The 26,345-nt window shown below is 52.1% G+C and carries 27 protein-coding genes and 1 pseudogene; 17 read left to right on the top strand and 11 right to left on the bottom strand.

The window, feature by feature from the left end; all coding sequences use genetic code 11:
* The first annotated feature begins 6 nt into the window (after positions 1 to 6).
* The 5 genes from H627_RS0111200 to H627_RS0111180 all read left to right on the top strand — a co-directional run bounded on the left by H627_RS0111200 (position 7) and on the right by H627_RS0111180 (position 4,987).
* Positions 7 to 918: a carbohydrate ABC transporter permease gene (locus tag H627_RS0111200; RefSeq protein WP_051225378.1), complete on the top strand. Its 912-nt coding sequence runs from the start codon at positions 7 to 9 to the stop codon at positions 916 to 918.
* Between the two features lie 15 nt (positions 919 to 933).
* Positions 934 to 1,779, top strand: a complete 846-nt coding sequence (locus H627_RS0111195; RefSeq protein WP_027829024.1) for a carbohydrate ABC transporter permease — start codon at positions 934 to 936, stop codon at positions 1,777 to 1,779.
* A gap of 9 nt (positions 1,780 to 1,788) precedes the next feature.
* Entirely contained in the window at positions 1,789 to 2,172 is a 384-nt protein-coding gene (locus tag H627_RS0111190; RefSeq protein ID WP_027829023.1) for a hypothetical protein, read from the top strand.
* A 25-nt stretch (positions 2,173 to 2,197) separates the two neighbouring features.
* On the top strand, positions 2,198 to 4,018 hold the full coding sequence (locus H627_RS0111185; protein ID WP_027829022.1) for a glycoside hydrolase family 2 protein: 1,821 nt from the start codon (positions 2,198 to 2,200) through the stop codon (positions 4,016 to 4,018).
* A 162-nt stretch (positions 4,019 to 4,180) separates the two neighbouring features.
* Positions 4,181 to 4,987 (top strand): manganese catalase, encoded by an 807-nt coding sequence (locus tag H627_RS0111180; RefSeq protein WP_027829021.1) that lies wholly within the window; start codon positions 4,181 to 4,183, stop codon positions 4,985 to 4,987.
* Positions 4,988 to 5,493: 506 nt separating this feature from the next.
* On the opposite strand, the gene H627_RS19355 is transcribed toward H627_RS0111180, so the two are convergent.
* Entirely contained in the window at positions 5,494 to 6,654 is a 1,161-nt protein-coding gene (locus H627_RS19355; RefSeq protein ID WP_258457766.1) for a M13-type metalloendopeptidase, read from the bottom strand.
* Positions 6,543 to 7,403: a gluzincin family metallopeptidase gene (locus H627_RS20690; RefSeq protein ID WP_051225376.1), complete on the bottom strand. Its 861-nt coding sequence runs from the start codon at positions 7,401 to 7,403 to the stop codon at positions 6,543 to 6,545. Before H627_RS20690 ends, H627_RS19355 begins: the two co-directional genes overlap by 112 nt.
* A gap of 112 nt (positions 7,404 to 7,515) precedes the next feature.
* Between H627_RS20690 and H627_RS0111170 the strand changes: the two genes are divergently transcribed.
* From H627_RS0111170 to H627_RS0111130, 9 genes and pseudogenes are all read left to right on the top strand, one after another.
* Positions 7,516 to 8,940 carry an MFS transporter gene (locus H627_RS0111170; protein WP_373880566.1) on the top strand — a complete coding sequence of 475 codons (1,425 nt, stop codon included), beginning with the start codon at positions 7,516 to 7,518 and terminating at the stop codon, positions 8,938 to 8,940.
* A gap of 72 nt (positions 8,941 to 9,012) precedes the next feature.
* A complete protein-coding gene (locus H627_RS0111165; protein WP_027829019.1) occupies positions 9,013 to 9,780 on the top strand; it encodes an SDR family NAD(P)-dependent oxidoreductase in 768 nt (255 codons plus the stop codon).
* A 150-nt stretch (positions 9,781 to 9,930) separates the two neighbouring features.
* Positions 9,931 to 10,698, top strand: a complete 768-nt coding sequence (locus H627_RS0111160; RefSeq protein WP_027829018.1) for an SDR family NAD(P)-dependent oxidoreductase — start codon at positions 9,931 to 9,933, stop codon at positions 10,696 to 10,698.
* A gap of 291 nt (positions 10,699 to 10,989) precedes the next feature.
* A complete protein-coding gene (locus H627_RS0111155; protein ID WP_051225375.1) occupies positions 10,990 to 11,982 on the top strand; it encodes a LacI family DNA-binding transcriptional regulator in 993 nt (330 codons plus the stop codon).
* 141 nt (positions 11,983 to 12,123) lie between these two features.
* Positions 12,124 to 12,993, top strand: coding sequence for an ABC transporter permease (locus H627_RS0111150; RefSeq protein ID WP_226911130.1), 870 nt, complete (start codon positions 12,124 to 12,126; stop codon positions 12,991 to 12,993).
* Positions 12,994 to 13,009: 16 nt separating this feature from the next.
* Positions 13,010 to 13,938: pseudogene (locus tag H627_RS18055) on the top strand (carbohydrate ABC transporter permease).
* Between the two features lie 36 nt (positions 13,939 to 13,974).
* A complete protein-coding gene (locus H627_RS0111140; protein ID WP_027829015.1) occupies positions 13,975 to 15,609 on the top strand; it encodes a type 2 periplasmic-binding domain-containing protein in 1,635 nt (544 codons plus the stop codon).
* Positions 15,610 to 15,667: 58 nt separating this feature from the next.
* The gene (locus tag H627_RS0111135; protein ID WP_027829014.1) at positions 15,668 to 16,270 is read left to right on the top strand and encodes a YesL family protein; all 603 of its coding nucleotides are present in this window, start codon (positions 15,668 to 15,670) and stop codon (positions 16,268 to 16,270) included.
* An 18-nt stretch (positions 16,271 to 16,288) separates the two neighbouring features.
* Complete coding sequence (locus tag H627_RS0111130; protein WP_027829013.1) at positions 16,289 to 17,227, top strand: ROK family protein; 939 nt, start codon at positions 16,289 to 16,291, stop codon at positions 17,225 to 17,227.
* Between the two features lie 55 nt (positions 17,228 to 17,282).
* On the opposite strand, the gene H627_RS18050 is transcribed toward H627_RS0111130, so the two are convergent.
* From H627_RS18050 to H627_RS18045, 5 genes are read right to left on the bottom strand one after another with little or no spacing between them, the layout of a single operon-like run.
* Positions 17,283 to 17,933, bottom strand: coding sequence for a TetR/AcrR family transcriptional regulator (locus H627_RS18050; protein WP_226999195.1), 651 nt, complete (start codon positions 17,931 to 17,933; stop codon positions 17,283 to 17,285).
* The gene (locus H627_RS0111120) at positions 17,917 to 18,807 is read right to left on the bottom strand and encodes a lysophospholipid acyltransferase family protein (RefSeq protein ID WP_027829012.1); all 891 of its coding nucleotides are present in this window, start codon (positions 18,805 to 18,807) and stop codon (positions 17,917 to 17,919) included. Before H627_RS0111120 ends, H627_RS18050 begins: the two co-directional genes overlap by 17 nt.
* Positions 18,804 to 19,766: a glycosyltransferase family 8 protein gene (locus tag H627_RS0111115; protein WP_027829011.1), complete on the bottom strand. Its 963-nt coding sequence runs from the start codon at positions 19,764 to 19,766 to the stop codon at positions 18,804 to 18,806. Before H627_RS0111115 ends, H627_RS0111120 begins: the two co-directional genes overlap by 4 nt.
* Positions 19,753 to 20,601 carry a glycosyltransferase gene (locus H627_RS0111110; RefSeq protein WP_027829010.1) on the bottom strand — a complete coding sequence of 283 codons (849 nt, stop codon included), beginning with the start codon at positions 20,599 to 20,601 and terminating at the stop codon, positions 19,753 to 19,755. The genes H627_RS0111115 and H627_RS0111110 overlap by 14 nt, the downstream gene beginning before the upstream one ends.
* A complete protein-coding gene (locus tag H627_RS18045; protein WP_051225374.1) occupies positions 20,598 to 21,356 on the bottom strand; it encodes a 1-acyl-sn-glycerol-3-phosphate acyltransferase in 759 nt (252 codons plus the stop codon). Before H627_RS18045 ends, H627_RS0111110 begins: the two co-directional genes overlap by 4 nt.
* Before the next feature lie 157 nt (positions 21,357 to 21,513).
* Here H627_RS18045 and H627_RS0111100 point away from each other — a divergent pair, with 157 nt between their 5' ends.
* Positions 21,514 to 22,041, top strand: coding sequence for a DUF7679 family protein (locus H627_RS0111100; RefSeq protein ID WP_027829009.1), 528 nt, complete (start codon positions 21,514 to 21,516; stop codon positions 22,039 to 22,041).
* Here H627_RS0111100 and H627_RS0111095 read toward each other — a convergent pair.
* The gene (locus tag H627_RS0111095; protein WP_027829008.1) at positions 22,038 to 22,886 is read right to left on the bottom strand and encodes a metallophosphoesterase family protein; all 849 of its coding nucleotides are present in this window, start codon (positions 22,884 to 22,886) and stop codon (positions 22,038 to 22,040) included. The two genes, H627_RS0111100 and H627_RS0111095, sit on opposite strands and share 4 nt — an antisense overlap.
* A 132-nt stretch (positions 22,887 to 23,018) precedes the next feature.
* Between H627_RS0111095 and H627_RS0111090 the strand changes: the two genes are divergently transcribed.
* Positions 23,019 to 23,555, top strand: coding sequence for a GNAT family N-acetyltransferase (locus tag H627_RS0111090; RefSeq protein WP_081674899.1), 537 nt, complete (start codon positions 23,019 to 23,021; stop codon positions 23,553 to 23,555).
* A gap of 85 nt (positions 23,556 to 23,640) precedes the next feature.
* On the opposite strand, the gene H627_RS19345 is transcribed toward H627_RS0111090, so the two are convergent.
* The 3 genes from H627_RS19345 to H627_RS0111075 are packed head-to-tail and all read right to left on the bottom strand — an operon-like array spanning position 23,641 to position 25,519.
* On the bottom strand, positions 23,641 to 24,531 hold the full coding sequence (locus H627_RS19345) for a DUF4097 family beta strand repeat-containing protein (protein ID WP_051225373.1): 891 nt from the start codon (positions 24,529 to 24,531) through the stop codon (positions 23,641 to 23,643).
* Entirely contained in the window at positions 24,528 to 25,175 is a 648-nt protein-coding gene (locus tag H627_RS0111080; RefSeq protein WP_035440788.1) for a DUF1700 domain-containing protein, read from the bottom strand. The genes H627_RS19345 and H627_RS0111080 overlap by 4 nt, the downstream gene beginning before the upstream one ends.
* Before the next feature lie 2 nt (positions 25,176 to 25,177).
* Positions 25,178 to 25,519: a PadR family transcriptional regulator gene (locus H627_RS0111075; protein ID WP_027829005.1), complete on the bottom strand. Its 342-nt coding sequence runs from the start codon at positions 25,517 to 25,519 to the stop codon at positions 25,178 to 25,180.
* 168 nt (positions 25,520 to 25,687) lie between these two features.
* Between H627_RS0111075 and H627_RS18035 the strand changes: the two genes are divergently transcribed.
* On the top strand, positions 25,688 to 26,173 hold the full coding sequence (locus tag H627_RS18035) for an NUDIX hydrolase (RefSeq protein WP_051225372.1): 486 nt from the start codon (positions 25,688 to 25,690) through the stop codon (positions 26,171 to 26,173).
* The last annotated feature ends 172 nt before the right edge of the window (positions 26,174 to 26,345 follow it).

Below are 26,345 nucleotides of genomic sequence, written 5' to 3'. Positions count from 1 at the left end.
CTCATCATGGATAGCACGACAACACATGTTGCGGCGGGCGCAAAGGCGCAGACGCGGCGAAAGTCCAGCAAACCATATCTGTATCTATTGCCGCACTTGGTGATTTTTACAATATTCTTCCTGGTACCGTTGGTCTTCGGAATTTATGTTTCGTTTACTAAGTGGGATCTTGTACGGACTCCGCGTTTTGTGGGGTTACAGAATTATCAAACGATCCTGTTCAGTAACTCAACGTTCCATACCCAGCTCGTGGAGGGTTTGCGGAATACATTATGGTTTGTTCTGATTTCGGTACCGTTTTGTATCTTGGTCCCGCTGTTATTGGCAGTCGCTTTGAATGCCAAACCAAAATTCGGCAAATTTTTCCAAGGCCTGTTCTATCTGCCTAGTCTGTTCTCAATTTCTGCAGTGGTCATCGTTTGGACTTTGATTTTCAATCCAAACTACGGACCGCTGAACTCCTTGTTCCATCTTAATCAAGTGTGGACTGGGACACAGCCGTGGGCCTGGATGACAATCGTCATTGTCACTATCTGGTGGACGATTGGCGGCAATATGATTATCTACCAGGCCGCCTTGAATGGCATCCCAAAAGACTACTACGAAGCGGCCGATATCGACGGGGCCTCTAGTTGGGAGAAGTTCTTACACATTACCTTGCCTAGTATCCGCGGTCAGTTCCTGTACACCTTAGTGACGACCACGATTGCCCAATTCAACATTTACGGTCAGCCGTTAATGATGACGAATGGCGGTCCCAATGGATCAACCAGTGTTCTGATGATGTACATTCAGCAAAACGCTTTTGGTGCTGGTCAGTCCTTAGCCGGGTTAGCCTCAGCCATGGCCGTTGTTTTGGGTGTTTGCATCCTGATTGTGTCCATGATTCAGTTCTACTTCTTGCGGCGAGATTATTAGGAGGGAGAATAATCCATGCAAAATACACGTACTAATCGAGCCGGAAAGTGGCTAGCCTTTCTATTTCTGACCATTATGGGTGTGATTTGGATCGTTCCACTGCTTTACGGTATCACATCATCATTTAAGACCAATATAGAAATGCAATCGGTGGGGTTCCGCTTTTTGCCCATCAATTGGGTCCTTAGCAACTATACTAAATTGTTGGCGAATACGACCAATACGCCAGTGTTTCGCTGGTTTTTGAACTCATTGGTCATTGCTTGCGGCACCACCTTGCTGGTGCTCTGTGTTGTGTCTCTGTCCGCTTTTGCCTATTCGCGGCTCAAGTTCCGCGGCAAAAACATTCTGTTCTACGGTCTGTTGGCAACAATGATGTTTCCCCCAGTAATGAACCTGATTCCGCTGTATAAGATTATTACGACTCTGGGCTGGGCCAATACGGATTGGGCGATGATCGTGCCTGCCGCCACCGGAGTGTTCAATATTTTTCTAGTGCGTCAGTTTATGGACAATATTCCGATTTCTTATGATGAAGCCGCGCGGATCGATGGCGCGTCGGATTGGCAGATTTTCTTCCGGGTGATTCTGCCCTTGATCAAGCCAGTGCTGTTTGTCGTTGCGCTATTCACTTTTACCGGATCTTGGAACGACTTCCTTTGGCCATCCATCGTGTTTTCAGATTTGAACAAGATGCCGATCACGCCCGGGTTGAAGTTGTTGCAAGGTATGTACGCCGCTAATATTCCGACATTGATGGCGGGAGCGTTGGTTGCAATTGTGCCGACACTGATTCTGTACTTCTTCGCGCAGAAGTACTTCCTGCAATCCATGGCGTTATCTGTTGGTGTGAAGGGATAGGAGTGCACGATGAAAAAGAAATGGAGTCAGCGATTGTTGTTGATCTGTGCAGTGTGGCAGTTCATTGATGGAATCTTGACCATTATCTTGGGGTTTGCCGGGCCAAACCGGATTCCTGAATTACAAGGCTATGCCCAGTTTGTACCGGTGGCAACAATTACCGGTTTGGTGGGTACCGCATTTCTGCTGAGCGGGTTGGTCAATCTGCTGCTGGCGCGGTACTACCTGCGGCGGCCAACAATCGGTTGGGGGATTCCAGCCGTCATTGGCCTGGAGAGTTTAGCGGCCTACGTTTGTTTAGATATCATCAGTGTTATTCTGCTCATCCCGACACTGGTGATCATCATGTTATACCGCCATCAACAGCAAAAAACGGTATCAGCAGCACACTAATTTCAAAAGGAAAAGGATGATTGTAGTGTATAGAACAGAATATCCGCAACCGCAGTTTCAACGGGAACACTGGCAAAACTTGAATGGTCAATGGCAGTTTGCTTTTGATGACGCTGATGAAGGCCAACGGAAGCAATGGTATCGAGAGCACGACTGGTCAGAACACATCGAGGTGCCGTTTGCTTATCAGAGTCAATTGAGCGGCATTAGTGATACGACAGGCCACGCGGTGGTGTGGTACCAGCGGACGGTGACCAGCCAGGCTGAATCTGGAGAGACAGTACTACTGCACTTTGGCGCGGTGGACTACGGGGCCGATATTTGGCTGGATGGCCAGTTTATTGGGCACCATCAAGGCGGGCATACAAGCTTCAGTTTTGATATCACGAATCAAGTCAGTGATTCAGCGGAACATACGTTGACGGTCCGCGTGTGGGATCCAATCCATGACGAAGAAGTCACACGGGGTAAGCAGAGCTGGACCGGACGCAGTGAGGGGATTTGGTATACTAATACGACTGGTATCTGGCAAACTGTTTGGTTGGAATATGTACCCCAGACTTATCTGGAGAGCGTCCAGTATTTCCCGGATATTTCAGCAGGGACAATCACGATCAAGGGAACCATCAAGCATTTTGTTCCGGGTACGCAAGTCCAAGCGGTGATCACCTTCAAAGATGATCCGGTGACTGAAACGATAGTCACTCCCGAAATCGATTCGTTTACTTTCACGGCTGATGTATTTGCCAAAAAGATTTTCCGCAGCGGCTATCATAATGACGGTCGACTGTGGACCCCGGAACATCCGCACTTGTTCGCCATACGGTTTACCACGAAGACTCCGAATGGTGAGCAAGACGTCGTCGATTCCTATTTTGGTATGCGCGAAGTCCGTACCGAAAGCGGCATGGTCTTTCTGAATAATCGGCCGTACTATCAAAAATTAGTTTTGGACCAGGGCTATTGGTCGGAAGGTTTGCTGACTGCCCCCTCTGATGAAGCGTTCAAGAAAGATATCAAATTAGCGAAGGACATGGGCTTCAATGGCGCACGACTGCATCAAAAGGTGGAAGATCCGCGTTTTCTGTATTGGGCTGATCAATTGGGTTTCATCTGCTGGGGTGAATGTGCGTCAGCACCAGTATTCAGTGCCCGGGCCGAGTCAGCGTTATATGCAGAGTGGCAAGAAATTATTGCTCGAGATTTCAATCATCCGGCGATCATCACGTGGGTGCCGTTAAACGAAAGCTGGGGCGTGCGCAGTATCCATGATGATCGGCAGCAGCAGCATTTCAGCCAAGCTCTTTACCACCTGATCCATTCATTGGACCCCACCCGGTTGGTGCAATCCAATGATGGTTGGGAACAGACAGAAACTGACATCTGTGCGATTCACAATTATAGTCACGGGGAGTCTGCCGAATCACCGCAGTATGCCTACTTCAAAGACAGCTTGAGTACTTGGCAGAAACTACTCAGTCAGCCGCCAGGCAGTTTTGACATTTTTGCCAAAGGCTTTGCCTATGCAGGGCAGCCCATTCTATTGACTGAGTTTGGCGGGATAGGCTATAACAAGGCCGATGCCGATGCTGGCTGGGGATACACGGGGGCTCATTCGGATGCAGAGTTCCGCAACGAGCTGCAGCGTATCTTTACTGCGGTGGCTTCGTCAAAGAGTCTCAACGGCTTCTGTTACACGCAGCTGTACGACACCGAGCAGGAAGTCAATGGGTTAATGACTTACGATCGGACACCAAAAATTCCGGTGAAAGAGATTCACGAAATTCTGGACTACTTCGTGCCGAGCTATATTGAATCGCAGGCGCGGGAGCACATGCTTTCTTAGTGGGTCAAAATGATTTGAGGACCAATCGGGCAGCACTGGCTAAAAACCAGTGCTGTTTTTTTCCTGAAGAAAATTTTCAAACCGTATTGACCTTCGCAAAACGGTTGTGCTAATTTAAATTGTATACAATTAATTACATTTTCAGGAAAGAAGGCAGTTTCTATGTTCAAGCACACTCGGAAGTTACAGTACAACGCCACCCCAGATAAGCCGGATCCACTGATGGCTCGGCGGCTGCAGGAATCCCTTGGCGGTCAATGGGGCGAGATGACGGGCATGCTCTCTTATCTATCGCAGGGCTGGTCGTCATCAGGCGATGAGAAGTACAAGGATCTGCTTTTGGATACCGGTACGGAAGAAATCGGCCACGTGGAAATGATTTCCACGATGGTGGCTCAACTGCTGGAAGGGGCTCCAATTTATGCCGAAGAAGAAGCTTATCGGTCCGATCCGGCATTGGCTGCAGTCATGGGCGGAATGGATCCTGAACAAGCGATTGTGCATGGCTTAACTGCCAGTCTTAACAATCCCAATGGTGCCGCCTGGACGACCGGCTACACCACCTCCAGCGGCAACTTGGTGGCGGATATGCGCTTCAACGTTGTCCGGGAATCCGAAGCCCGGCTGCAGGTGAGCCGGCTTTATTACATGACCCGCGATGAGGGAGTCCGGGATATGCTGAAGTTCTTATTAGCTCGGGAGACTCAGCATCAGCTGCAGTTTATGAAGGCTCAGGAAGAGCTGGAAGATAAATACGGCGTAGTGGTGCCCGGTGATATGAAGGATATTGAGTATCAAGAATACTCCCATGTCTTGATGAACTTCTCCGATGGCGACGGTTCTCGGCAGTTTGAGGGCCAAGTGGCCAAGGATGGTGAGAAATTCACCTATCAGGAGAACCCGGAGGCGATGGGCGGTATTCCGAAGCTCAAGCCGGCGGATGAACAATTGCATAATCATCAGGGGTAGTTTGAGCGACGTCCGGCTTGATTCAGTTTGTTGGACTTTATCTGGCATTCTGCTATACTATTGATAGACAGAAGAAATGACACAAGAGCCACCGCAGCGGTTTTACCACCCGCTGTACGCGGTAACTCGGTCGGCGGCTATCCCGTAAAGGGTAGCCGTTTTTTGGATTCAAAAAGCTCTGGGGTACCAAGCCCAGAGCTTCTTTGTTGACCACCTTACATGTTAGGGACGTCGATGATGATGACGTTTGACATGCTTACGAGGATGCGTGTATACGTGATAAGCGTATTTAATGCCAGCAATGACACCGGTGGTCAGCACCCCGGTAGCCACCGAAGTAGCTACAGACAGAAGAAATTCCACATTGACCACCGTCAACGGGGCGGTATGACGGAGCCCGTTAACTGTAATAGGATATCACGTGATGACAGGGTAACGCACTAACAAAAAAGTCCCACCAAATAGGCCACGTGGGCATTGGTGGGACTTTATGAGGCTGCTTTAACTCACCAAATCACAACCCGTTTCGCCGGCTCACGGTACATCGTGTCGCCTTGTTTCACGTGGAACGCACTGTACCATTCCGGGAAATTCGGGACCGGTACATTCGTCCGCAGCAAGGCGGGCGCGTGCACGTCGGTCTTCAAGATGACCCGTTCAAATTCTGGGCGAATCTTGGTCCGCCAGGAGCGGGCGTAGTTGATGAAGTACTCCTGGAAGTCGCTGGCGGGGGCATCGGCGCGGTGCAGGATCTGCAGTGCCGCGTTCAAGCCGGCGTTGTCGGCGATGTTTTCGCTCACCACCAGTTTGCCGTTGATCTTGCCGCCGGCGTAGGGAATGCCGTCGAACTGGGCAATCATTTCCTGAGTATATTTCTTGAAGTGGGCGAAATCGGCGGGCTGCCACCAGTTCTTCTTGTTCCCGTGTTCATCATACAAGGCCCCGTTATTATCAAAGGCGTGGCTGATTTCATGGCCGATGGTGGCGCCAGCGCCGCCGAGGTTATCAGCTTGGCTGGCGTGCACGTCGTAGAACGGTGCCTGCAGAATGCCCGCGGGGAAGGTGATGTCGTTGGCCGTCGGGTTGTACGCGGCGTTGACGATTTGCGCGGGCATGACCCATTCGCTGCGGTCCACCGGATTGTTCAGGCGGGCAAAGCTGTATTGCAGCGTCACCTTGGCGATCGTATCCAGCGTCGTGGTCAGCGGGGTGTCTTGGTCAATGGCCATGCGGTCATACAGGGGGCGGGCCTTTTCAGGATAGCCCATCTTAATGACCATCGTGTCCAGTTTCTTCACGGCCATTGCCTTGGTCTGATCGGACAGCCAGGTATTGTCATGGATCTGCTGTTTATACGTGGTAATTAAATCTTCGACCATGTGGGTGACGTCGGCCTTGGCCTGGGGTCCGAAATATTTCTTGCCATAGAACACGCCAACCGGTTCAGCGAAGAACCGGTTCACCGTGTTGTAAGCGAACCGCTCCGGCGGGGTCAGCTCCTGTTGACCGGTGATCGCTTGGTTATACAGTTCGCCAATCTTGCGCAGGTCGCGGCTCAGGTAGCGGGCATGGCTGACGAGTTCATCCACATAGGCCCAATGCTGCCATTCGGTGAAAGTATCGGCATTGAAGGTATCCGAAAAGTGCTGATAATACTTTGTGTCAATGATTTCACCGTGCGCGGGGTGCTGGGCAGCAGCGGCTTCAGGCCGGCGGCGACAGCAACACCCGCCAGTTTGCCCAAAGTAGTGTCCCAAGCCGCTGGATTATCCAAGTTGTCATCGACCGCCGCATCTTCATGGCTCAAATGATGTGCTGCAATGCGGGCGTCGAAGGCCAGGGCGTCTTTGACGTAGGCTTCCTGATCAGCCGGATTCAGCGGGGACTGAGCGAGCAGCAGGCGGGCCATTTTCTCCCACACCGGCAGTAGGGCTTGTTTCTGCGTGGGGTCATCATACATGGTCACATCCGGGAGAATCGTGTCCGGCGATGTGAACATCACCTGATACTTGGTGGCATCGTGCATGTCCGTTTCCACGAAGACATAGAAAGGCAGTGCGTATCCGTCCTGAATCAGCTCGGGCAGGGCCGCATTGAAAGCGGCCAGACCGGGCAATCCCTGGATTTTGGCCAGTCGGGGCAGAATCGGTCCGAGGCCTTCCCGATCCCGTTGGTCGAAGTCGAGGGCTTTGCCGAAGAGTACAGCGGCCTTATCGAAGTTGTCCTTAGGTTTGGCAGGGGCTTTCGCCAGCGCTGCTTTCAGGTCGGCCAACAGCTCTTTTTCAACCTTTTTATCCAAGTCGGTGGAGACGCCGGCCGACACCCGATCCGGGTCGATCGCGGCGGTCTGCTGCCAAGCACCATTCACATACCCGTACAGATCATCCTGTACCCGCGGTGTTTCATTTTGTGCCATGAGATAATTCCTCCTTTTGCAGTACAATGGGAGACACGTACCGTACGGCTATCATAGCCCAGATGAGGGAATAATGATAGCCCGTGGGCTGAATGATTAAGAAAATGAAGGAGTGTTTCACGTGGAACAACGGTCCCGCTGGATCATGCTGTTTGCCACCTCTATGGTGTCGTTTATGTCGACCCTGGACGCCAGCGTTGTGAATATTGCGATTCCCCATATTTCCCGAGAGTTAGGGGTGCCGATGAATCAGGCGGAATGGGTGGTTTCTGTTTATTTGGTAGCGATTTGCGCGTTGCTCATTTTCTTTGGCCGGCTGGCCGATCAGATTGGCCGGATCCTGGTCTTCCAGACAGGTACGCTGATCTTCGTGGCGGGATCGCTGGCCTGCGGGTTCAGTGTGAGCCTGCCGATGCTGCTGGGTGCTCGGTTGTTTCAAGCCCTCGGCGCGTCGATGGTGATGTCTTCGAATTTCGGCATCATCACCCAAGCGTTTCCCATGGGTGAACACGGTCGCGCCCTGGGGCTGAATAGTACCTTTGTGCAGATCGGCAATATCGCCGGACCGGGAATCGGCGGGGTGATTCTGGCCATTGCTAACTGGCATTGGATTTTCTTTATCAATGTGCCGATTGGGATCATTGCGTTCATTGTCGGTTATCGCATTTATCCCCACGAGCCAGTGGTGTTTCGCCATGTCCAAGTGGACTGGCCGGGGTATAGCACCTTTGCCTTGGCGGTCATCAGTTTCTTCATCGCCATTTACTGGGGACAAGGGGTTGGCTTCAGCCATCTGGGCGTAATTGCACTTTTTGCTCTGGCTGCAGTCCTGGTGGTTGGATTCATTTTCATTGAACAACGGGTGGCGGCGCCGCTGATCACGCTGGGGATTTTCCGCTCACCTGGGTTCACCATTGGCATCATCACCGCGATGCTGGTTTACATGGTGGGTTATTTCAACAATGTGATCATGCCGTTTTACCTGCAAGAAACACTGGCTTTGTCCTCGGCGACCGCCGGCCTGATCCTGATGGCAGTGCCGTTGCTGAATATGATCAGCGCGCCCACCGGCGGCATCATTAGTGATCATATTGGCGCGGAAAAAGTGTCCTTTTACGCGCTGTTCATTTTCTTCGTGCCGCTGCTCCTCTTTCTTTTTGTTCAGCCCGCTTGGTCGCTGGGCTGGCTGATCTTTGGGCTGGCGATGTTCGGGGTGGCCAATGGCGCATTCCAGAACAATCCAATGATCATGGGCAATGCCGGTAAGGAATATCAAGGAATCGCCGGAGCGATGGCGGCGCTAGGCCGCAATATCGGCATGGCACTGGGGTTATCACTGGCCACCTCGCTATTGTATTGGGATATGTCCCAACAAGCCGGTCGGCGGGTGACGGCCTATCCCCATGCCCAGCCGCACTGGTTTATCCAGGCGATGCACTTCAGCTACGGCTGGGCCGTGGGGCTGATTGGCAGTGCGGTACTGTTACTAGGCGGACTGTTGTTTTATCGTGGGCACATTGCTGAGGCGTCTCGCTAGCCATCGGCTGTCTCCCTGACTACAATATAGTCGGTTATTGTGATTGCAGTCACATAAAAGGAGACGGTGAAAATGGCTCGTTTAGCAAATAAAGTATTGGTCATCACCGGTGCGGGCAACGGCATGGGGAAGGCCATGGCGCTGCGCTTTGCCCAAGAGGGCGCCAAAGTGCTCGCCAGTGATCGCGATGCGACCTGGATCAAAGAGACGGTCAAAGAGATTACGGCTGCTGGCGGTACTGCAGTGGCGGATGTCACCGATGTCAGTGACGAGGCGGCGGTGAAGGCACTGATTCATCGGGCGGTCGCGGAATTTGGCCGGTTGGACATTTTGGTCAATGATGCCGGCATTCCCGATAATTTCAAGACCGTGGTGACGGCCACGGATGAGTCGTGGGACCGGGTGTTGAAGATCAATTTGTACGCACCGTTCTGGGCTTGCCGGGAAGCCGTGCCAATCATGAATGCGCAAGAAAGCGGCGGGGTCATCCTGAATGTCAGCTCGGTGGGCGGTTTGTTCGGTGCCCTGGGCGGGGCGGCGTATGTGGCCTCCAAGCATGGTGTCATCGGTTTGACGAAGAACATCGCCGCCACGTATGGCGTGCATGGTAAAGTCCGGGCTAATGCATTGGCCCCTGGGACGATCACCACGAACATTCGCGCCGCAATCACCGACCCTGACCCGTTGGGCGATCAAGCCCTGCGGGATGCCGGCGGTTACGACGGACCGGTGGGCTCCAGCGAAGACATGGCCAATGCGGCTTTGTACCTGGTATCTGATGAGGCCAAGTTTGTTAATGGCGCGGTGTTAGTTGCCGACGGCGGCTGGACAGCACTTTAATATGGAAGAAAGGCGGCACTTCGCTTGCGCGGAGTGCTGTTTTTTTGGCGTCAGGCGCTCCGCAAACAGCACTAGCCAAAGCAAGCCCGGTATCGGTATAATAGAAGAGTAGATTGTGATTGTAGTCACATGGATAAGGAGATTGATAAAATGGCACGTCTAACGGATAAAGTTGTCGTTATTACCGGCGCCGGTAACGGTATGGGGAAGGCCATGGCTTTGCGCTTCGGCCAAGAAGGGGCGAAGGTACTCGCCAGTGATCGGGATGAAAAAGGAATCAAGGCCACTGCCGAAGAAATTACTGCGGCAGGCGGCACCGCCGTGGCGGATGTCACTGATGTCAGCGATGAAGCAGCGATTAAAGCACTCATTCACCGCGCGGTAACCGAATTCGGCCGGTTGGACATTCTGGTCAACAACGCCGGGATCGTGGATAACTTCAAGACCGTGGTTACCGCTACTGACGAATCTTGGGACAAAGTATTGAAAATCAATCTATACGCACCGTTCTGGGCGTGCCGCGAAGCGGTGCCGATCATGGAAGAACAAGAAACGGGCGGGGCAATCTTGAATATCAGTTCCGTTGGCGGAATGTTCGGCGGCCGCGGCGGCGCCGCATATGTTACTTCCAAGCACGCCATCATCGGGCTGACGAAGAACATTGCGGCGACCTATGGCGTGAAGGGTAAAGTCCGGGCCAACGTGCTGGCCCCCGGTTCCGTGGTGACCAACATTGGGGCGACGATCACCGATCCAGACCCAGTTGGCCAAAAGGCGCTGCAGGCTTCTGGCGGCTTTTCGTCACCGCAAGGTTCTGGGGAAGACATGGCCAACGCGGCGTTGTACCTGGTATCTGATGAAGCAAAGTTTGTTAACGGGGCAGTGCTGGTCGCTGATGGCGGGTGGACGGCCCTGTGACGATTAGGCGGTAATTAACAACACTCCTTAACTGAGGGGTGTTGTTTTTAGTTATTTAGTAAAAACGTTTTTATTTCGTATAGGTGGATTTCATTGACACTGGTGAGTGATATATCAGAATAAACTGATAAGCATGCCGATGCGTGGGTAAAATTTACTAAATTGCTGTTATTTCAGATAATGACGTTCCATATTTCGGGACATGTTTCTCAAGTGTAACCGCTTGCATTTATCAAAAAGAGATGCTATTCTACAAGAGTAAAAACGTTTTCAAAGTGGGAGGTGATGAAGATGAAGCCGACGATCCGTGATGTGGCCAAAGCAGCGGGCGTTTCGATTGCCACTGTTTCCAAGGCATTGAATGGGGTGGACGTTGTTAAGGCGGAGACCAAGCTCAAAGTATTGGCCGCGGCTAAAGAGCTCAATTATGTACCTAATCTTTTAGGTAAGCAATTGAAATCTGGCCAAACCAACATGCTGGGGTTCTTCACCAACAGTGTTTCCGGGCCTTACTTCTATGCGTTGATCGAATCCATCGCTCGGACGGCCGATAACATGGGTTTTGGGCTGAACGTCTTCGTCACCAAGCGCCATGATACGATTCAAAACTATCTCTTCGGCAACGTGGTTGACGGGGTGATCGTCTTTGAAAGTCGAATCACTGGCCCAGACGTTGATATGATCAGTCAGCACCGCGTCCCAGCAATCTTCTTGGATCGGCCAATGGTTGCGGACAAGATTGGCAGTATTACGTTCAATTCCTATCAGGAAGCGTTTGACGCCACAGCGTATCTCATCAGCCTTGGTCGTCGCAAGATCGCCTATCTTGCGGGTTATCCAGATAACTACGATAGCAACGAACGGCAGCGAGGCTATGAGGATGCGTTAAAAAAATATGGGTTACCCGTGAATAAAGACTTGATTATTCTCGGGTTGTTCGAAGAACCGACGTCGTATAGCGAAATGCGCCGGTTCATCAGTCTGCATCCGGAGGATATCCCGGACGGCATTCTAGCTGGGAATGATATTTCAGCCATTGGTGCTATGCGGGCATTGAAGGAGAGCGGCATCAGTGTGCCCCAAGAGGTGAGTGTCATTGGGTTCGATGATGTCGAAATCGCGCAGTATTTTCAACCGTCGCTCACGACTACCCGGAATCCCATCGGGCGGCAAGGCGTGCTGGCGGTGAAGCAGTTGGTGGGCATGATCAGCAATAATGATCAAGGCCAGTCAGAAGTCTTGGACGGTCAGCTGGTTGTCCGTAATTCGACGACCATCAAGTGAGCTTGCAGTTTCCAATATAATAAAAACGTTTTTATTCAGTGCAAAGGGGTGTGTACAATGAAAGCAGTTCCTGCGGGGAGAAAGCGGAGTGTCGGGACTCGATTGAAGAATTGGTTCACCGATTTCCGCTCGCAATGGCAGATGCAGTCGATGATGCTTCCAGGGATTCTCTTTATGATCGTGTTCAACTTTATTCCCATCTATGGTTTGACCTTAGCCTTCAAGAGCTATTCAGTCACTGATACCATTGGCGGGGCGAAATGGAATGGCATCCAGAACTTTCAAACGATCATGGGCGACAAGTACTTCTGGCAAGCCGTGTGGAACACAGTGGGCATCAGTGCCATCAAGCTGACGATTGAGTTCTTCTTACCAATCGCCTTAGCCATCATGATTTATGAAGTGAACTGGGGACCATTCAAAAAAATCGTGCAGACGATTACCTACCTGCCCCACTTTCTATCGTGGATCATCTTAGGCGGGATGCTGATCAACTGGATGTCCTCTAATGGGTTGATCAATCAGTTCCTCGGTTTGATTGGGTTCCATTCTCAGGCTAACTACATGTTGGATGCCAATAAGTATTGGAACATTGCTGCCTGGTCCGACGTCTGGAAAGAAGTCGGCTGGGGTACCATCTTGTACCTGGCCACCATGGCCGGAATCGATCCGACCTATTACGAAGCGGCGGAAATGGATGGGGCGTCGAAGTTGCGCCAAATTTGGAGTATTACCTTGCCCGGCATCAGCAACATCATTTCGTTGAATTTGATTCTTTCGGTATCCGCGCTGTTTGGTTCTAACTTGGATCAGACCTTGGTCTTGATGAATTCTCAAAACCAGCCAGCCGCTGAAGTCATCAACTCCTATGTGTATCGGGTTGGGCTGACCCAAGGCGACTTCTCGTATGCGACCGCCGTAGGTCTTGGGGTATCCGTGATCTCCGTGATCTTATTGGTTGGAGCCAACTTGGTAACCAAGAAACTGAACGACAACCAGTCGGTATTGTAAGGGGAGGGCGAAAATCATGGAATTAAAAAGTGCACGAAAATCGCCATTCGGTACCCGCAAGTCTGGCAGTCGCGTCCGCGAAACCAAAGGCACCCGGGTGTTTAATGTTGTCAATATCATCATTCTGAGTTTGTTTACCTTGATCATTGTTGTGCCGCTTTGGAACATTGTCATTTCATCCTTTGCCTCATCAACGGCATTGAGTAACGGCAATTTTATCTTTTGGCCGCAGCAGCTGTCACTAGATAATTACCGTGCGGTATTCCGCGATCCGGGCTTGTGGCGTTCGTTCTTTATCTCGTTTGCCAAAACCGCAGTGGGGGTCATTACCCACACACTGTTCTGTGCAATCGTTGCATATCCATTAAGCAAGCGGCGGTTGCGGGGCCGCAAGTTGTATTCCACCATGGGCATCATCACGATGTTCTTCTCCGGCGGGATGATTCCGACTTACTTGCTGATCAAGTCCTTGGGCATGCTGGATACCTTCTGGGTCTATATCATTCCGTCTTTGTTCAGCTACTACGACGTCATCATCCTCATGAACTTCTTCCGTCAAGTACCGGATTCCCTGGAAGAATCTGCCAAAATCGATGGGCCAGTGATTACAAGGTGTTCTGGAGCATTATTTTGCCCCTATCCAAACCGGCCTTAGCCACGATTGCCCTGTTCAACGGGGTCTGGCAATGGAACGACTTCATGACCACGAAACTGTACGTGACCAATGAAGGACTCTATCCATTGCAGATGCGCTTATACGATATTATTGTCAAAGCCCAAGCAGCGAGTACAACGGGGTTGAAAGCCCAAGTAGCGATCAGTACCACATCAAGGGGGGTGCAGCTGGCCACGATCATGATCACGATCCTGCCGATTCTGATTCTTTATCCGTTTGTTCAGCGATACTTCGTAAGCGGCACTATGTTGGGCGCCGTGAAGGAATAGTCTGTCATGAAGAAATATTTGAGGGAGATGTCCACAGTGAGTATTACAAAACGTTTGGCGCGTCTTGGCGTCATTGCTGCCGTTGCGACAGCTACTATGTTAATTGCCGCCGGGTGCGGTTCCTCTGGTTCTGATTCAGCAAAGTCGGGCGATAATCTACCGAAGGCGGGTTACAAAGTATCAAAGAACACCCCGGCTTGGAAATCCGACAAGAGCAAAGACAACACACTGACCTGGTATGTCAATGCGGATTGGTGGAACAAGTCTTACGGCAAGGACATGATCACCAAGCAAATCAAGAAAGATTTGAACTTAAACATCAAGTTTGTCACCGGGGATGACACCAAGTTAAACACGTACTTTGCCTCCGGCAAATTGCCGGATATCGTGACCATCGGTGATCCAAACTCTAAGGTTGCCCGGACGGCTGATCAATGGGCTTATCCGTTGCAAGACTTGGCTACGAAGTATGATCCGTATTTCTACAAAGTCGCTCGGACCGATACTTTAAATTGGTACAAGCTGAAGGATGGCAAGACTTATGGCTATCCGAACTATTCCAATACGGAAGCCGATTACAAGTCCGGCAAAGTACCCGCACGAGATGCCTTTATCATCCGTAAAGATGTCTTGGCGGCTATCGGGAAACAGGACTTCACAACTCCAGAAGGCTTCGTCAAAGGAATGGCTGCAATTAAGGAGAAATTCCCGAAGCTGAGCCCGTTTGGCTTCAATGATTTCTCTGGCGGGAACAGTTCGCTGGACAACGTCGTTCAGGATATGTTGGGTGTGCCGATCGTTACCAAAGACAATAAGTACTATGCTCGTAACCTGGACAGCGATTATCTGAAGTGGCTGAATGCGTTCCGTGAAGTCCATGCAGCGGGCAATATCAGCGATGACAGCTTTACCGATGACTCCAATGCCTTTAATGAAAAAGTCAACGCTGGTAAGTACGCCACAATCATGATGGGTAGTGACGTCAATCACGGGATCAACTTGCAAACCTTTGCCTCTAAGCATCCTGATGAGCAATATATCGCCATTGACGGAATTCAAAGTACAGTTGGCCGTAAACCAACATTGTCCCAAGCAGGGATTTCGGGTTGGTTGATCAATTACATTTCGAATAAGTCCAAGAATCCAGCTAAGGCCATTCAGGTATTTGAATATTTGTTGAGTGATCGCGGCCAAATGTTAGTCAATTTCGGCATCAAGGGCCAGACTTATGAAGATGCCGGTGACGGCATGGTGAAGTGGACGCCGAGTGCGTTGAAGGTTCAGCAATCTGATCCGGATAAATGGCAGAATCAGTACCGGATGGGCGAATTCATTCTCTTTGGTCATGACCGCTACAAGGCCTTGAACAAGGATTCCTACGTGAAGGCCGTTTGGCAGATGCAGGCATGGGGTCAGAAGTATCTGACACCGCAATTCAAGACTGAAAACATTGTGCCGGATCCTGGTACGCAAGAAGCTCGGGCGTACTCTGCGATTCAAACGAACTGGAGCACAACGCTGGTGAGCTTGATTCGGGCCAAGTCAGAAGCTGATTTCAATGCAACCCTGAAGAAGTATAAAGACTTCGAAAAGGATAACAGTATTGATCAGATCAACAAGACCCGCGACAAGAATATTCAAGCGAACATGAAGAAATTGAATATGAAGTAACTTGTATAATGGGGAAAGGGCCGGCGGCGGCCCTTTTTCTTTAAAGGAGATGATGACGATGGCCCGCTTCTTTGCACTAGACGGCAAGGCTTATCGGATATTGCAGAAGATCTATCAGCTGATTGTCTTGAACGTGTTATTCGTTATCGGAGCACTGCCCATCGTGACCGTCGGGGCATCACTGACGGCGCTGTACAGTATGGCGTTGAAACTTGATGATCTCAATACGGTCGCTGTGGCGCCTGGATTTTGGCGCGCTTACCGGGCCAATTGGCGGCAGGGCAGCCTTCTGGGTCTGCTGGTCATTGGTTTGGCCGCGGGAATGGTGGGCGGCTACTGGTGGATCGGCGGCACTTCACCGGTCATGATTGCGGTGATTGCCGTCTACGCGGTGGCGTTGCTGGCGGTGATGTATATCTTTCCGCTGGCCGCTCGCTATCAGGAAACCATTGGGCAGATTCTGCGCAATTCGGTGACCCTGGCGGTGGGCAATGCCTGGGAATCGATCGTCATCTTTCTGCTGATGATTGCCGTCATCTTCTATCTGCCGTTCAAGTACCATTGGCTGTTCATCATCATCTTACTGATGGGCTTTGCCGGCACGGCGTATCTGCAAAGCTGGCTGCTGCAACGGGTGTTCGCAAAATATGATCAAGACTAAAAGGAATGGGGAAGCAGTATGAAGTATTACGTGGGATTTGATATGGGTGGTACAACGATCAAGTACGGGGTAGTTGATGCTGCCGGAAAGATTGTCGAGAAGGGAGCACTGCCGACGGAGAAGAAGCAGGTCCCGTTGCTAGCCGGGATGCAGAAAGTTGTTGCACAGTACAAAAATAAGTTCGCGGTAGCCGGTGTCGGCGTGTCGATTCCCGGTATTGTCCGACGGGACGGCTACATGATTACGGCTGGAGCAATCAAGTGTCTCAACGGTTATCCTTTGGCTGATAAATTGAAAGAGATGACTGGCTTGCCAGTCAAAGTAGAAAATGACGCGAATGCCGCGGCGATTGCCGAACACTGGCTTGGCAATGCCCAGGGCGTCGAAAATTATCTTTGCGTGGTCCTGGGGACCGGCGTTGGCGGCGGCATCGTCATCAACGGCGATGTTTACCGGGGCGCCCATGGGATGGCCGGCGAGTTCGGCTGGAATATCACCCATGACATTGATCTGACGCAAAAACTGGAAGATGCATCGCTGAATTGGCATGCAGCGGTGGTCAGCGGCATGGTCCGGCGCTACAATATGTCGGTTCACCGGGTCTATCCCGATGAGCCCACGGTGACCGATGCTCGGCAGATTTTGCAGCTGGCCCAAGATAAGGACCCGATTGCCGAACCCATTGTTGATCAATTTATCGAAGATGTGTGCATCATGCTGCTGAACTTATTTGCGAACTTTGACCCGGAACTGATCCTGATTGGCGGCGGTATCAGCGCCAACACCGAGTTTATGACCATGCTGCAGGCCAAGTTCAAGGAGTTCCTGATTCGTCATGAGAGTTTGCACTATATTCAAGATAAGGCCCTGGGTACCGTCAAAACAACCGGTTTGCATAATGATGCTGGGTTGATTGGAGCGGTGTATCCGTTGGTGCGGGAGACACTGAAAGCTTAAGCTGAAAAAATCTCCCCCAATCGTGGTGCGTGTACACACGATTGGGGGAGATTTTTTAGACCCGCGGTGTCAAAACGGTCACCAATGTATCGATCGTTCGTTGGACTGTTGCGTCCGACAAGGGCTGGCCAAAGAAAAGATACCCAAGGAAGACTTCGCCGATGATGCCGGACATTACTTCCCCGATTTCTCCATTTTTCCAGTTGACCAGCTGACCGAGCCGCTTCAAGTGGTGAAATTGGCGATCAAATTGCAGCCAGTAGGCAACGGGAAACTTGCGCACGAATTGGCTGCGCATGTCTTGATCATAGAATAATTCCGAGACAAAGATTTTGATCACTTTGCTGTTCGCCCGCAAGTAGCCGATGCGGTCCCGAATGATGTTGTCGAGAAATTCGCGCAGGGTGGTGTACTTCACGGCCAGCTTGTATTTGACGAGTTCATCCATAGCCTGGGGAAACAGCGACTGGCGCACCGGATCGATAATGGCGTGGAGCAGTCCGCGTTTGTTCTTGAAAGTGCTGAAGATGTTACCTTCCGCCACGCCAGCGCGGCGGGCAATTTCTTTGGTGCTGGAATTGGCGTAGCCATTGGCCGCGAAGACATCAATGGCGGCCGCCAAGATGCTGATCTGTTTGTCGGTCAAGCCATCCAGGATGTGGGCATCACGAAAGAGTTGCAGATCGTCATTAGTGGTCATCATCATGCACCGCCTCCTGCCGAGCGGGAATCCAACCGGCAATATCGCTGGGAGAGAAATTATAATCTAAAGGCTGCCGATAGATAGCTTCGTATGCCGCCTTTTTCTGGGCATAATCCTGGGCAGCCATGCGCAGGCTGTTATCCCGGGGGGATATGGCGGGGTCGGGGAAAATTGGCTTCAGAATGTGCAGCCGATATTGGGTTTCGTTGAATTGATCGGTCAACTGGCGGTGCATATCCGCGATTTCCACGAAGCAGGACACGATGGGCACATTGAGGCGGGCAGCATAGAAGTAAGCCCCGCGCTTAGGCGGCCGCGGCTTGCGGTAGTTGAACCACATTTCCTGTTCGGGATAGATCAGCACCTTGTGACCAGCATTCAGCCGCTCGGTCAGCAAGTCCGGCAGAGTCAGACCGGCATAATGGATGTCCTTACTGACTGGGATGGTATCAGCATAGCGCATCAGGTAGCCCAGCCACCCATCCATGAAGAAGTTCGTCGCTTCGCTGACGATATACAACCGGTGCATACCCAGGGCTTTGCGGACCAGCATGTTTTCAATGGGACTGAAGTGGTTGCTGGTAACGATCGCGCCGCCAGGCGTTGCCGCTAGATTTTCTTGACCGGTGACGATCATGTTCCGGGTGACGACTCGGGCGGCGGTGTTCATCGCGGTACGGGCAATCAGATTGTTGGCGCGATAAGACCAGGTATGAATATCCCGGACATAGTTGGTCAATAATTCCTGTTCCCGGTTGATTGAAATGTTTGGGTCGTCCGTTTCCACTTTGCTGTTGAACTGGTCGGCCGCGACGGCTTTCTCAATATTAGCAATGACCGGTGCCCGGTCACTGGGGGCGAATAGTTGAGCAATCATAATGCAACACTCCCTGTTTGCGCCTGAATTTCTTTGAAGGTGGGGTGTTTGGCGCAAATGTCCCGCCCGAGCTGCTGCATGTGGGCCAATTTGTCTAAATCAGTTTGCCGATCCGTTGCGGTGTAGGCTTGCAGGCTCTTTTGAAAGTCCGGGTAGATCGGCAGACGCTGGGCCTCTTGCCAGAAAAAGTCGGCATGGGGCGCGTCGCTGTAGTGCCAGGGCTTTCTGAACAGATTATAGTGCACCAGATGCGGCGTCGCGGCGGCGTCACCAGTATTGCGTACCTGGACATTCCAGGCAGTGGGCAAGTAATGGATCCGGCCGTGGCCCATGGCGTTGATGTAGTCTTGGTCTGGGGCTAAACTGGCGAAGTGGTACTGATTCAGCAGGGATAAGAAATGCTGACTGAACTGCTCCCGCCGCAAAGCGGTCAAGTTCAGCAGCAACATACCTGAGTTGACATAGTCTTCCCGGGGAACGCCGACAGCTTCTTCAGCGTAAGTCCCCATGACGTCATCACTGTTCATGTAACTATCCGCGACACCGGCAAAGAAGTTATCGCCCAAGTCTTCGGCGAAGAGATCGCCCAGATCAGTTTCGACCACGATATCGGCGTCTAAATACAGTGCCTTATCGTATTGTGGGAACATGTCGGCGATAAATAAGCGAAAATAAATCGTATAAGTGAAGTAATCCCCGCGCAGACTGTTGCTCTGGTCGTTAATTTGTTTTTCCAATTGCTCGTCCATGGCCATCAACGTCACTGCCACATTGGCTGTGCTCAGTGCCTGCAATTTAGCTTGGTTGGCGGGCGTCAGGCCTTGGTGCAAAACGATGATTTTGTATTGGTTGGCCGGGGCTGCGTGTTCGGTAAGGGAATGCAAGGCGACGGTCAGACAGGGGACATACGCGTCATTGATTGCGAAAAAGATGGGCATTTCAGAATTAGTTTTTGTCATGGGAATAACTTCCTTTCAGGGCCGGCGCCAGGGCGGTGTATTCTTTGAGAATATCGTCGTAGGCGTGGACGTGCAGTACTTGGTGCATCGCTTGGGGCTGCCACGGTTTGACCGTTTGAGTATGGAAATAAGGGAAAAAGAACAGCCGGGTGCTGAAGTGCTGAAAAACCGTATCGGGTTTCATGTCGTGCTGTTCGTTATACTTGGCGGGGGCCAGCCGTTTATGGACAGCCAGCTTGTTCAAGGCCGATTGATCCGGCATGAACATCTTGTGGGTGCGGCACCGTTCCCGGGTTTTGGCGAACAAACCAGTCTTTCTGATTTGGGGCATGTTCAGCAGTAAAACACCGGAATTAATGTAGTCAAAAGGCCGCAGACCGTGGTGGAAGAACCATTTGCCATAATGATCCAGGACGCCGACGAATTCGGCCTGCCCCAGGTCCTGGGCATAAAAGTCGGTGGGGTCTTGCCGGCAGACCACGTCGGCGTCCAGGTACAGCAGCCGATCGGGCAATTCCGGCACTTGATCGCTATATAGCCGGAGCATGCAGCCCGGGGTGAAGCGAGTGGCCATATTGGCCAACGGCGGATCGGCGGTAAACAGTGCAGTGATATCGATTTTTTTCACCGTGGATTGTGGATTGCGTTGACTTGCCAGCCGATTCAAAAATGCGGCGGTGGTATCTTTCACCGGCGCATAATGCTGGCCGTTAGCGGTCATGGCGGCCGTCAGCAGATAAATGTGCAGCGGCTGGCGCACGTGCTTTAATAATGACAGAATTGAAATGAGGACGCCGTCGCTGATGCGGGCGTCGCCGGAATAAAGAATATTCATTGGATTACCTCCCGCTTGCGATAGGTTACGTAGGCGTAGGTACTGTATTCCTTAGCCCGGGCAACCATCCGCGCGTGGATCTGGTTCATCAGTGCCGCTTGCTGGGCCCGGGGGGCTAAACTGCGGTCGGGGAGAAATGGGCCGTCCAAGTAGACGGTGATTTTCGGCCGGCTGCCCCAGCGGCGCTGCTGATAAGCAGTGGTCATGGAAAAACTTGGGACCTGTAACGCCACCGGATAATGGAAGGCGGCCCGGGTAAACGGCCGAATATGCGTATCATAGGGCCACACATGGGCTTCCGGGTATACCGTCACTGGTTGGCCCGCCTGAATACAGGCAGTAACCTGGTTCAAAAATTGAGGCATTGCATGCAGTTCCGGCGGTACGACCAGGGCGCCGCCCATTTGCAGATACGGTCCGAGGATCGGTACTTGCAGATTCTCGACGTTGGCGATAGTGCGAGCCGGCCGGCCGTGGGTCAAAACCATGGGAAAGAAAGCGTCCCCCATCGGTTGCGTATGATTGCCGTAAAGAAAATATCCTTGATCCTGATAGGGGGCTAACACTTCTGGATTAGCTACCCGTACATGGAGTGCACCGGGACAAAGTACATAGCCGAAAAGCTTAGCGGCAGTGTACACTGGTTTACTATATTGACGGGCCAAAGCTTTGGCCACGTTGGGGGCACGGCGCTTGCCGGCCGGCTGAACGACATCTTGCGTTTCGGAATCGAAGTCGTATACTCTTTGAATCATGAACTGCTCCTCCTCCCCGGCATTGATTGAGTGCTCACTCAATCAATACACACCGTAGTATACCACCCTTTTTCTGAAAATTGGGAATCCAGGTGGAAAATATTGACAAGGGTGCTGGGAGTTGCGACAGTAGTCAGTGGGAAAAGGGAGGGCAACTATGACTCAGCGGAATCGATATATCGCAAAAATTGAGGGCTTGGACGGGCATGGCAAACACCGGTCCCAGTGGATGACGTTCTCGAATGATTTGCAAGGCGCCTTAAAGCAGTACACAGAGAATGTCGGCCTTGACGCGGCGACTCAATTTCTGCGCGGCGCACTGATCGTTTACCCCCTTGGCCCTTACACGGACAAATCGGTGCCGCCCATGGGTCTGGGCCGAATCGTGGCCGTCCAGCGCAAAAAACAAGGCTTCCACGCGCGGCCCCGGGCGCAGTTCCTGATGCCGCAACGGTGGCACGGAACAGACGACCAGGACATTCGGGATGCCCTGCGTTATGTGCAGCATGATTATCAGTATTGGACCCGTCAGCAGATTGCCGCGGATCTGGCGGCTTGGCGGCACAAGTACAAGTTGCGCAACGCCTTTATCCATTGGCCGCGCTGGGGAATGCGGCTCGTGACCCAATGGCGGATCTGGCGGGCGCGGCGATATTTGGACTGGCGGGCTGCTCAGCGCCGCTAGTTCTGATGCAACCGGTGGGCAAAGTCGATGACATCTTGGCGATAACCATGGTCGGCGTTGACTTGCCGCAGCAGCGCATCGTCATGGGTGAAAGTATGCCCGTGCCGGCGCAGTTTTGTATACAATTCTAAGTAAGGCAGATCCGTCGCCTTGGCCAACTGCAGTTCTTTCTCGGCGTCGTAAGGGACCCGGCGCATATCGACTTGGTTGATACCGTTGTCCGCCACGTCCACCAGAGCATATTGAGCGCGGTGGTCGGTGGAAAGCACCGCGTGCGGGTCATAGGCCTGACCGACTGCCCCGGGATTGATGATCAGTTGGCCTTGGCTGCCGTAACGCAGGAGCTGCTGATGGATATGACCGAAGACGGCGACATCAATGTGCTGATTGGCAAAGAGCATATCATAGTTGCGTTGGGGTTGATTGGGATACAGCGAATGGCCGCCGGCGTGATCCGGTAAATTATGGGTGAGACCGAATGTCAATGACGCCACTTGGCGCGTGACGGCGATCGGTCTTTTTTTCATGGTAGCAATCGTGGCTGCCGACAGGTGTTCTGCCAAGTATTCGCTGAGCCGGACAAAGTAAACGTCCGATGGGTCATCGGGATAGATATCGCCGGTGAGGGCGTCAAAGAAGGCCTCTTCCCAATTACCGTTGAGGATCACTTCCGTGTCCACATCGGCCAGCAGCTGGAACAGATTTTCTGTCCCCGGACCGGGCATGATCATGTCCCCCAGGAACCAATAACGGGTGGCCTGATGGACTTTGGCATCTGCCAACACGGCCTCCAGAGCGGTGGCGTTGCCGTGGACATCGGCTAATAGGGCAATACGTTCAGACATAGTGGGTATCCTCTCCTTCGCACTTTATTGTTCCCAGTGTAGGCCGGATCGCCCGCGTTGATAATGAATCGCCATATTTCCCGGGGAATAATTTGTTAAAATAGAAATGGAAATAAATCGAGAGAAGGATCAATGATGCAAATTACGCCAGTTACCAAGGATCTGGCAGAAAAAAGTTTGCCGGTAATCACTGCGGCATTCGCCACGGCCGCCCACAGTGACGGCAATGAAGCTGAGCTGGTGGCGAAGCTTCGGCAAAGTAAAACGTATCGGCCGGAATATGATGCCGTGGCAGTCAGTGATGACGGCCGTGTCCTGGGCCACGCCATGCTGAGCCTGGCCCAAGTCGTGGCCGCGGATGGCCAGCAATGGCCAATTTGGGTGTTGGCCCCCGTCGCAGTATTGCCAACGGAACAGAAAAGGGGTCTAGGTACCGCCCTGATCATGTACTTAGAGGCCATGGCGTTTGGCGATGGCATTCGGGCCATTTCAGTGTTGGGCGATCCTGCCTACTATGGCCGCTTCGGCTTCGTCCCCGCCAGCCAGTACCGCATCACCGCCCCGTTCACGGTGGCCGATGAGAACTTCATGGTGCGGGAGCTGCAAGCCGGTGGCTTGGCTCAGGTGCAAGGCGTGTTGCGGTATGATCCGGCGTTTGGTATCAATTAACAGTTGATAAGCAGAAAGACACGGTCAGTATCCGGAATGTTGGATGCTGATCGTGCCTTTTGGTTAACGCGATAATAAACACGGCTTAGCGGACGCTATTATCGCCGTCACTGCTGTTCAGATAAAGATGATCTGCCGCATCCGCATTATGCGTCAACGTTCCGCCATCTTCTTGGTGCTTGCCGAAAAGAGAATTGTCATCGTCAGCGCTATGCACCGTGTAGCCCTTCTGCTGATCAGCTCCGGTAACCGTGTTGTCGCCATCTGAGTTGCTCACCCGCACCGTCTTGTTAAAAATGCTGTCGTGAGCGGTGAAGTCGCCGTCACTCAAGTCAATTGTGCCGCCAGTGAGTGTCACCTGGCGCAGCACGACATCGCCATCGCGGCTGGTCAATCCCGTTTTTTGCAACTGGCTATCATTGACCGTCACATCGCCGTCCAGGGCCTTGATCGTTGTGGTGCCAGATACGACCGCTGTAGTCAGCGTGACATCGCCGTCGCTGCTGTCGATCGCCAAATCAGTCATCGTCTGTTCGGATAGCGTGATATCGCCATCTTTGGCGGCCAGGGACACGCTTTGGAGTTTTGTATTGTGCGGTACAGTAATGACCACTTGATGGTCCCGTTCGAAATCGAAGACCCGCATACTAAAGTATTGATCGTGGGTGATGGGTTGGGTGATCGTCAATTTACCTTGGCGCACTTGAATCGAGAAATCCTTGCGCGGCAAGCCGTTGGTCGTCACCTGGTAGTCGTCGCCAGGGCGGATGAGCACGTCGCCATCAGTGATGTCCGCTTGGATACTATGGAAGGCGGCCACTTTACCGGTCGTTTTGCTGGTGGTCGCGGTCCGGACTTGCGGCTGACCGTCGCCCCAGACAACGGTTTGCAGTCCGCCATTGGCCACGCCAATACCGGCTAGAACAAATCCAACCAGCAGGAATAGCAGACCAGTTTTCAACATTTTCTTCATCATGATTGCGAGCCTCCTTCAGCCGATAAATGTTTGTTCCGGGTGACCTTGGTATAAAGATAACGGGAAAAATTGCTGGTGGCATGAACAAAGAACAAGGTGGTTTGGTAAGTGAAAGGCGCCAAGAGCAGGGTCAAACCGATGCCGATCAGAGCGAAGCCTAAGTAAGCCATGCCGACGAATAAATTGGAAAAGATCAGTGTAAAACCAATGTATAATCCGGCAATGGTGACACAGATGCCCGCCAGAACCAATGCCCCCAGGGTGATGAGCACCGCGAACGCCACGGCGGCGATGGCGATCAACCCGGCAAAGAGAATGGCGCCCACTGCAATCGATAACGGCAGTGATAGGGGCAAGGAGAGTACAGCCAGGACGATCAGCCATGTATTGTGGGCGTTCTGGCGATAATGGGGTTTCGTCGGTGCGGTTTCGTTCACCGTGACGGTCTCCTTGATGGATTGATTCGCCAGCAATTGAGCGGCCAACTGCTTCGGCGTACCCAGCTGCACCGTCAAGGCATCCCCGCTGGTGATGTGGGCGTCCTCGGTGTATTCGTGGTAATACTCCAGGACGCTGTCCCGGTCAGCGGCGGGCATGGGCTGCAGCTCCTGGGCTAATTCAGAAAAATACTCTTCTACGGTCATGATCACTTGACTCCCTCCCTAGTATGGTGCTTTTCGTTCTTTGGATACAGGATCTCATCCAGACTGATTTTGTACTGCTCCCAATCCTTTAAAATCTCAACCAATTTCATGCGTCCGGCGACGGTGATCCGGTAATAGCGCCGGTTGCGGCCCTGGAAGGGTTTGTCGTAGGTTTCCAGCAAACCAGCGGTAGTCAGGCGCCGCAGGACAGGATACATGGTGGAGACGGAAATCGATACCGACTCGGCGATTCGGTTGGTGATGATGTAGCCATACATGTCCTCACGCTTCAGTAAGGCCAGCACCATACCGTCGAGCAGCTCACTGCTCACTTGAATACTCACTGGGGCACCTCCTTTACTATTTCACGTCTTATGCTATATCCAATATAATATTACTTCAAGGGCAAAATGGGGTGTATCAGACTTTAGATGTAAGTTTGTCAGTGCCCCTCTTGCGATATACTGTCATTATTGGCTGAATACAGTATATAAGAAGCAGGCGCTGATGCAGTGCAGCAGTCAAAGAAAGCAGGCAACAAAGTGACGACATATGGTGCATTCGGTGTTATCCGTGATTCCGCTGGCAAGGTACTCCTCGTCCGCCGCCGGGATTACCCGCTTTGGGATTTGCCCGGCGGCACCCAGGAAGCGGGTGAGCTGCCGGAACTCGGCGTGCGGCGAGAGATCAGAGAAGAAACCGGCCTGAATGGGACGATTGATCACCTGGTCGGAACGTATTTCCGATTATTGCACGAAGATGTCCAATCCATTTTTGTGATCAACGTCAGCAGCGATCAACAGCCGATTGCTGCCGGTCCTGAGACGAAAGAATTGGCCTATTTTGCCCCGGATAATCTGCCCCAGAATTTGGTTGCCTTGCGGACTGAACAGATTCAAGATGCGGTGGCAGGCAAAAAGGCCTTACATGTGATTGCGCAAGAGAATCGCTGGGTATATCGCGGAGAACGCATCCTCCGGTGGTTCAAACGGCGTTAATAAAAAAACAGTCCAACACACGTCGGACTGGCGTCAATGTCAACTAATTATTGGGCAAGGCAAACCAATTCGTTCCATCGCCGGATTTAAAATTGAAGTGCAACACCGATTGAGTTAGACCAATCGACCGGGTTGATTTAACAAAATAGGCCATGAAGACCTATCCTTGAAG

This window comes from Schleiferilactobacillus harbinensis DSM 16991, assembly GCF_000425885.1.
GTDB lineage: Bacteria > Bacillota > Bacilli > Lactobacillales > Lactobacillaceae > Schleiferilactobacillus > Schleiferilactobacillus harbinensis.
This window is presented reverse-complemented; position numbering and strand designations above follow the sequence as displayed.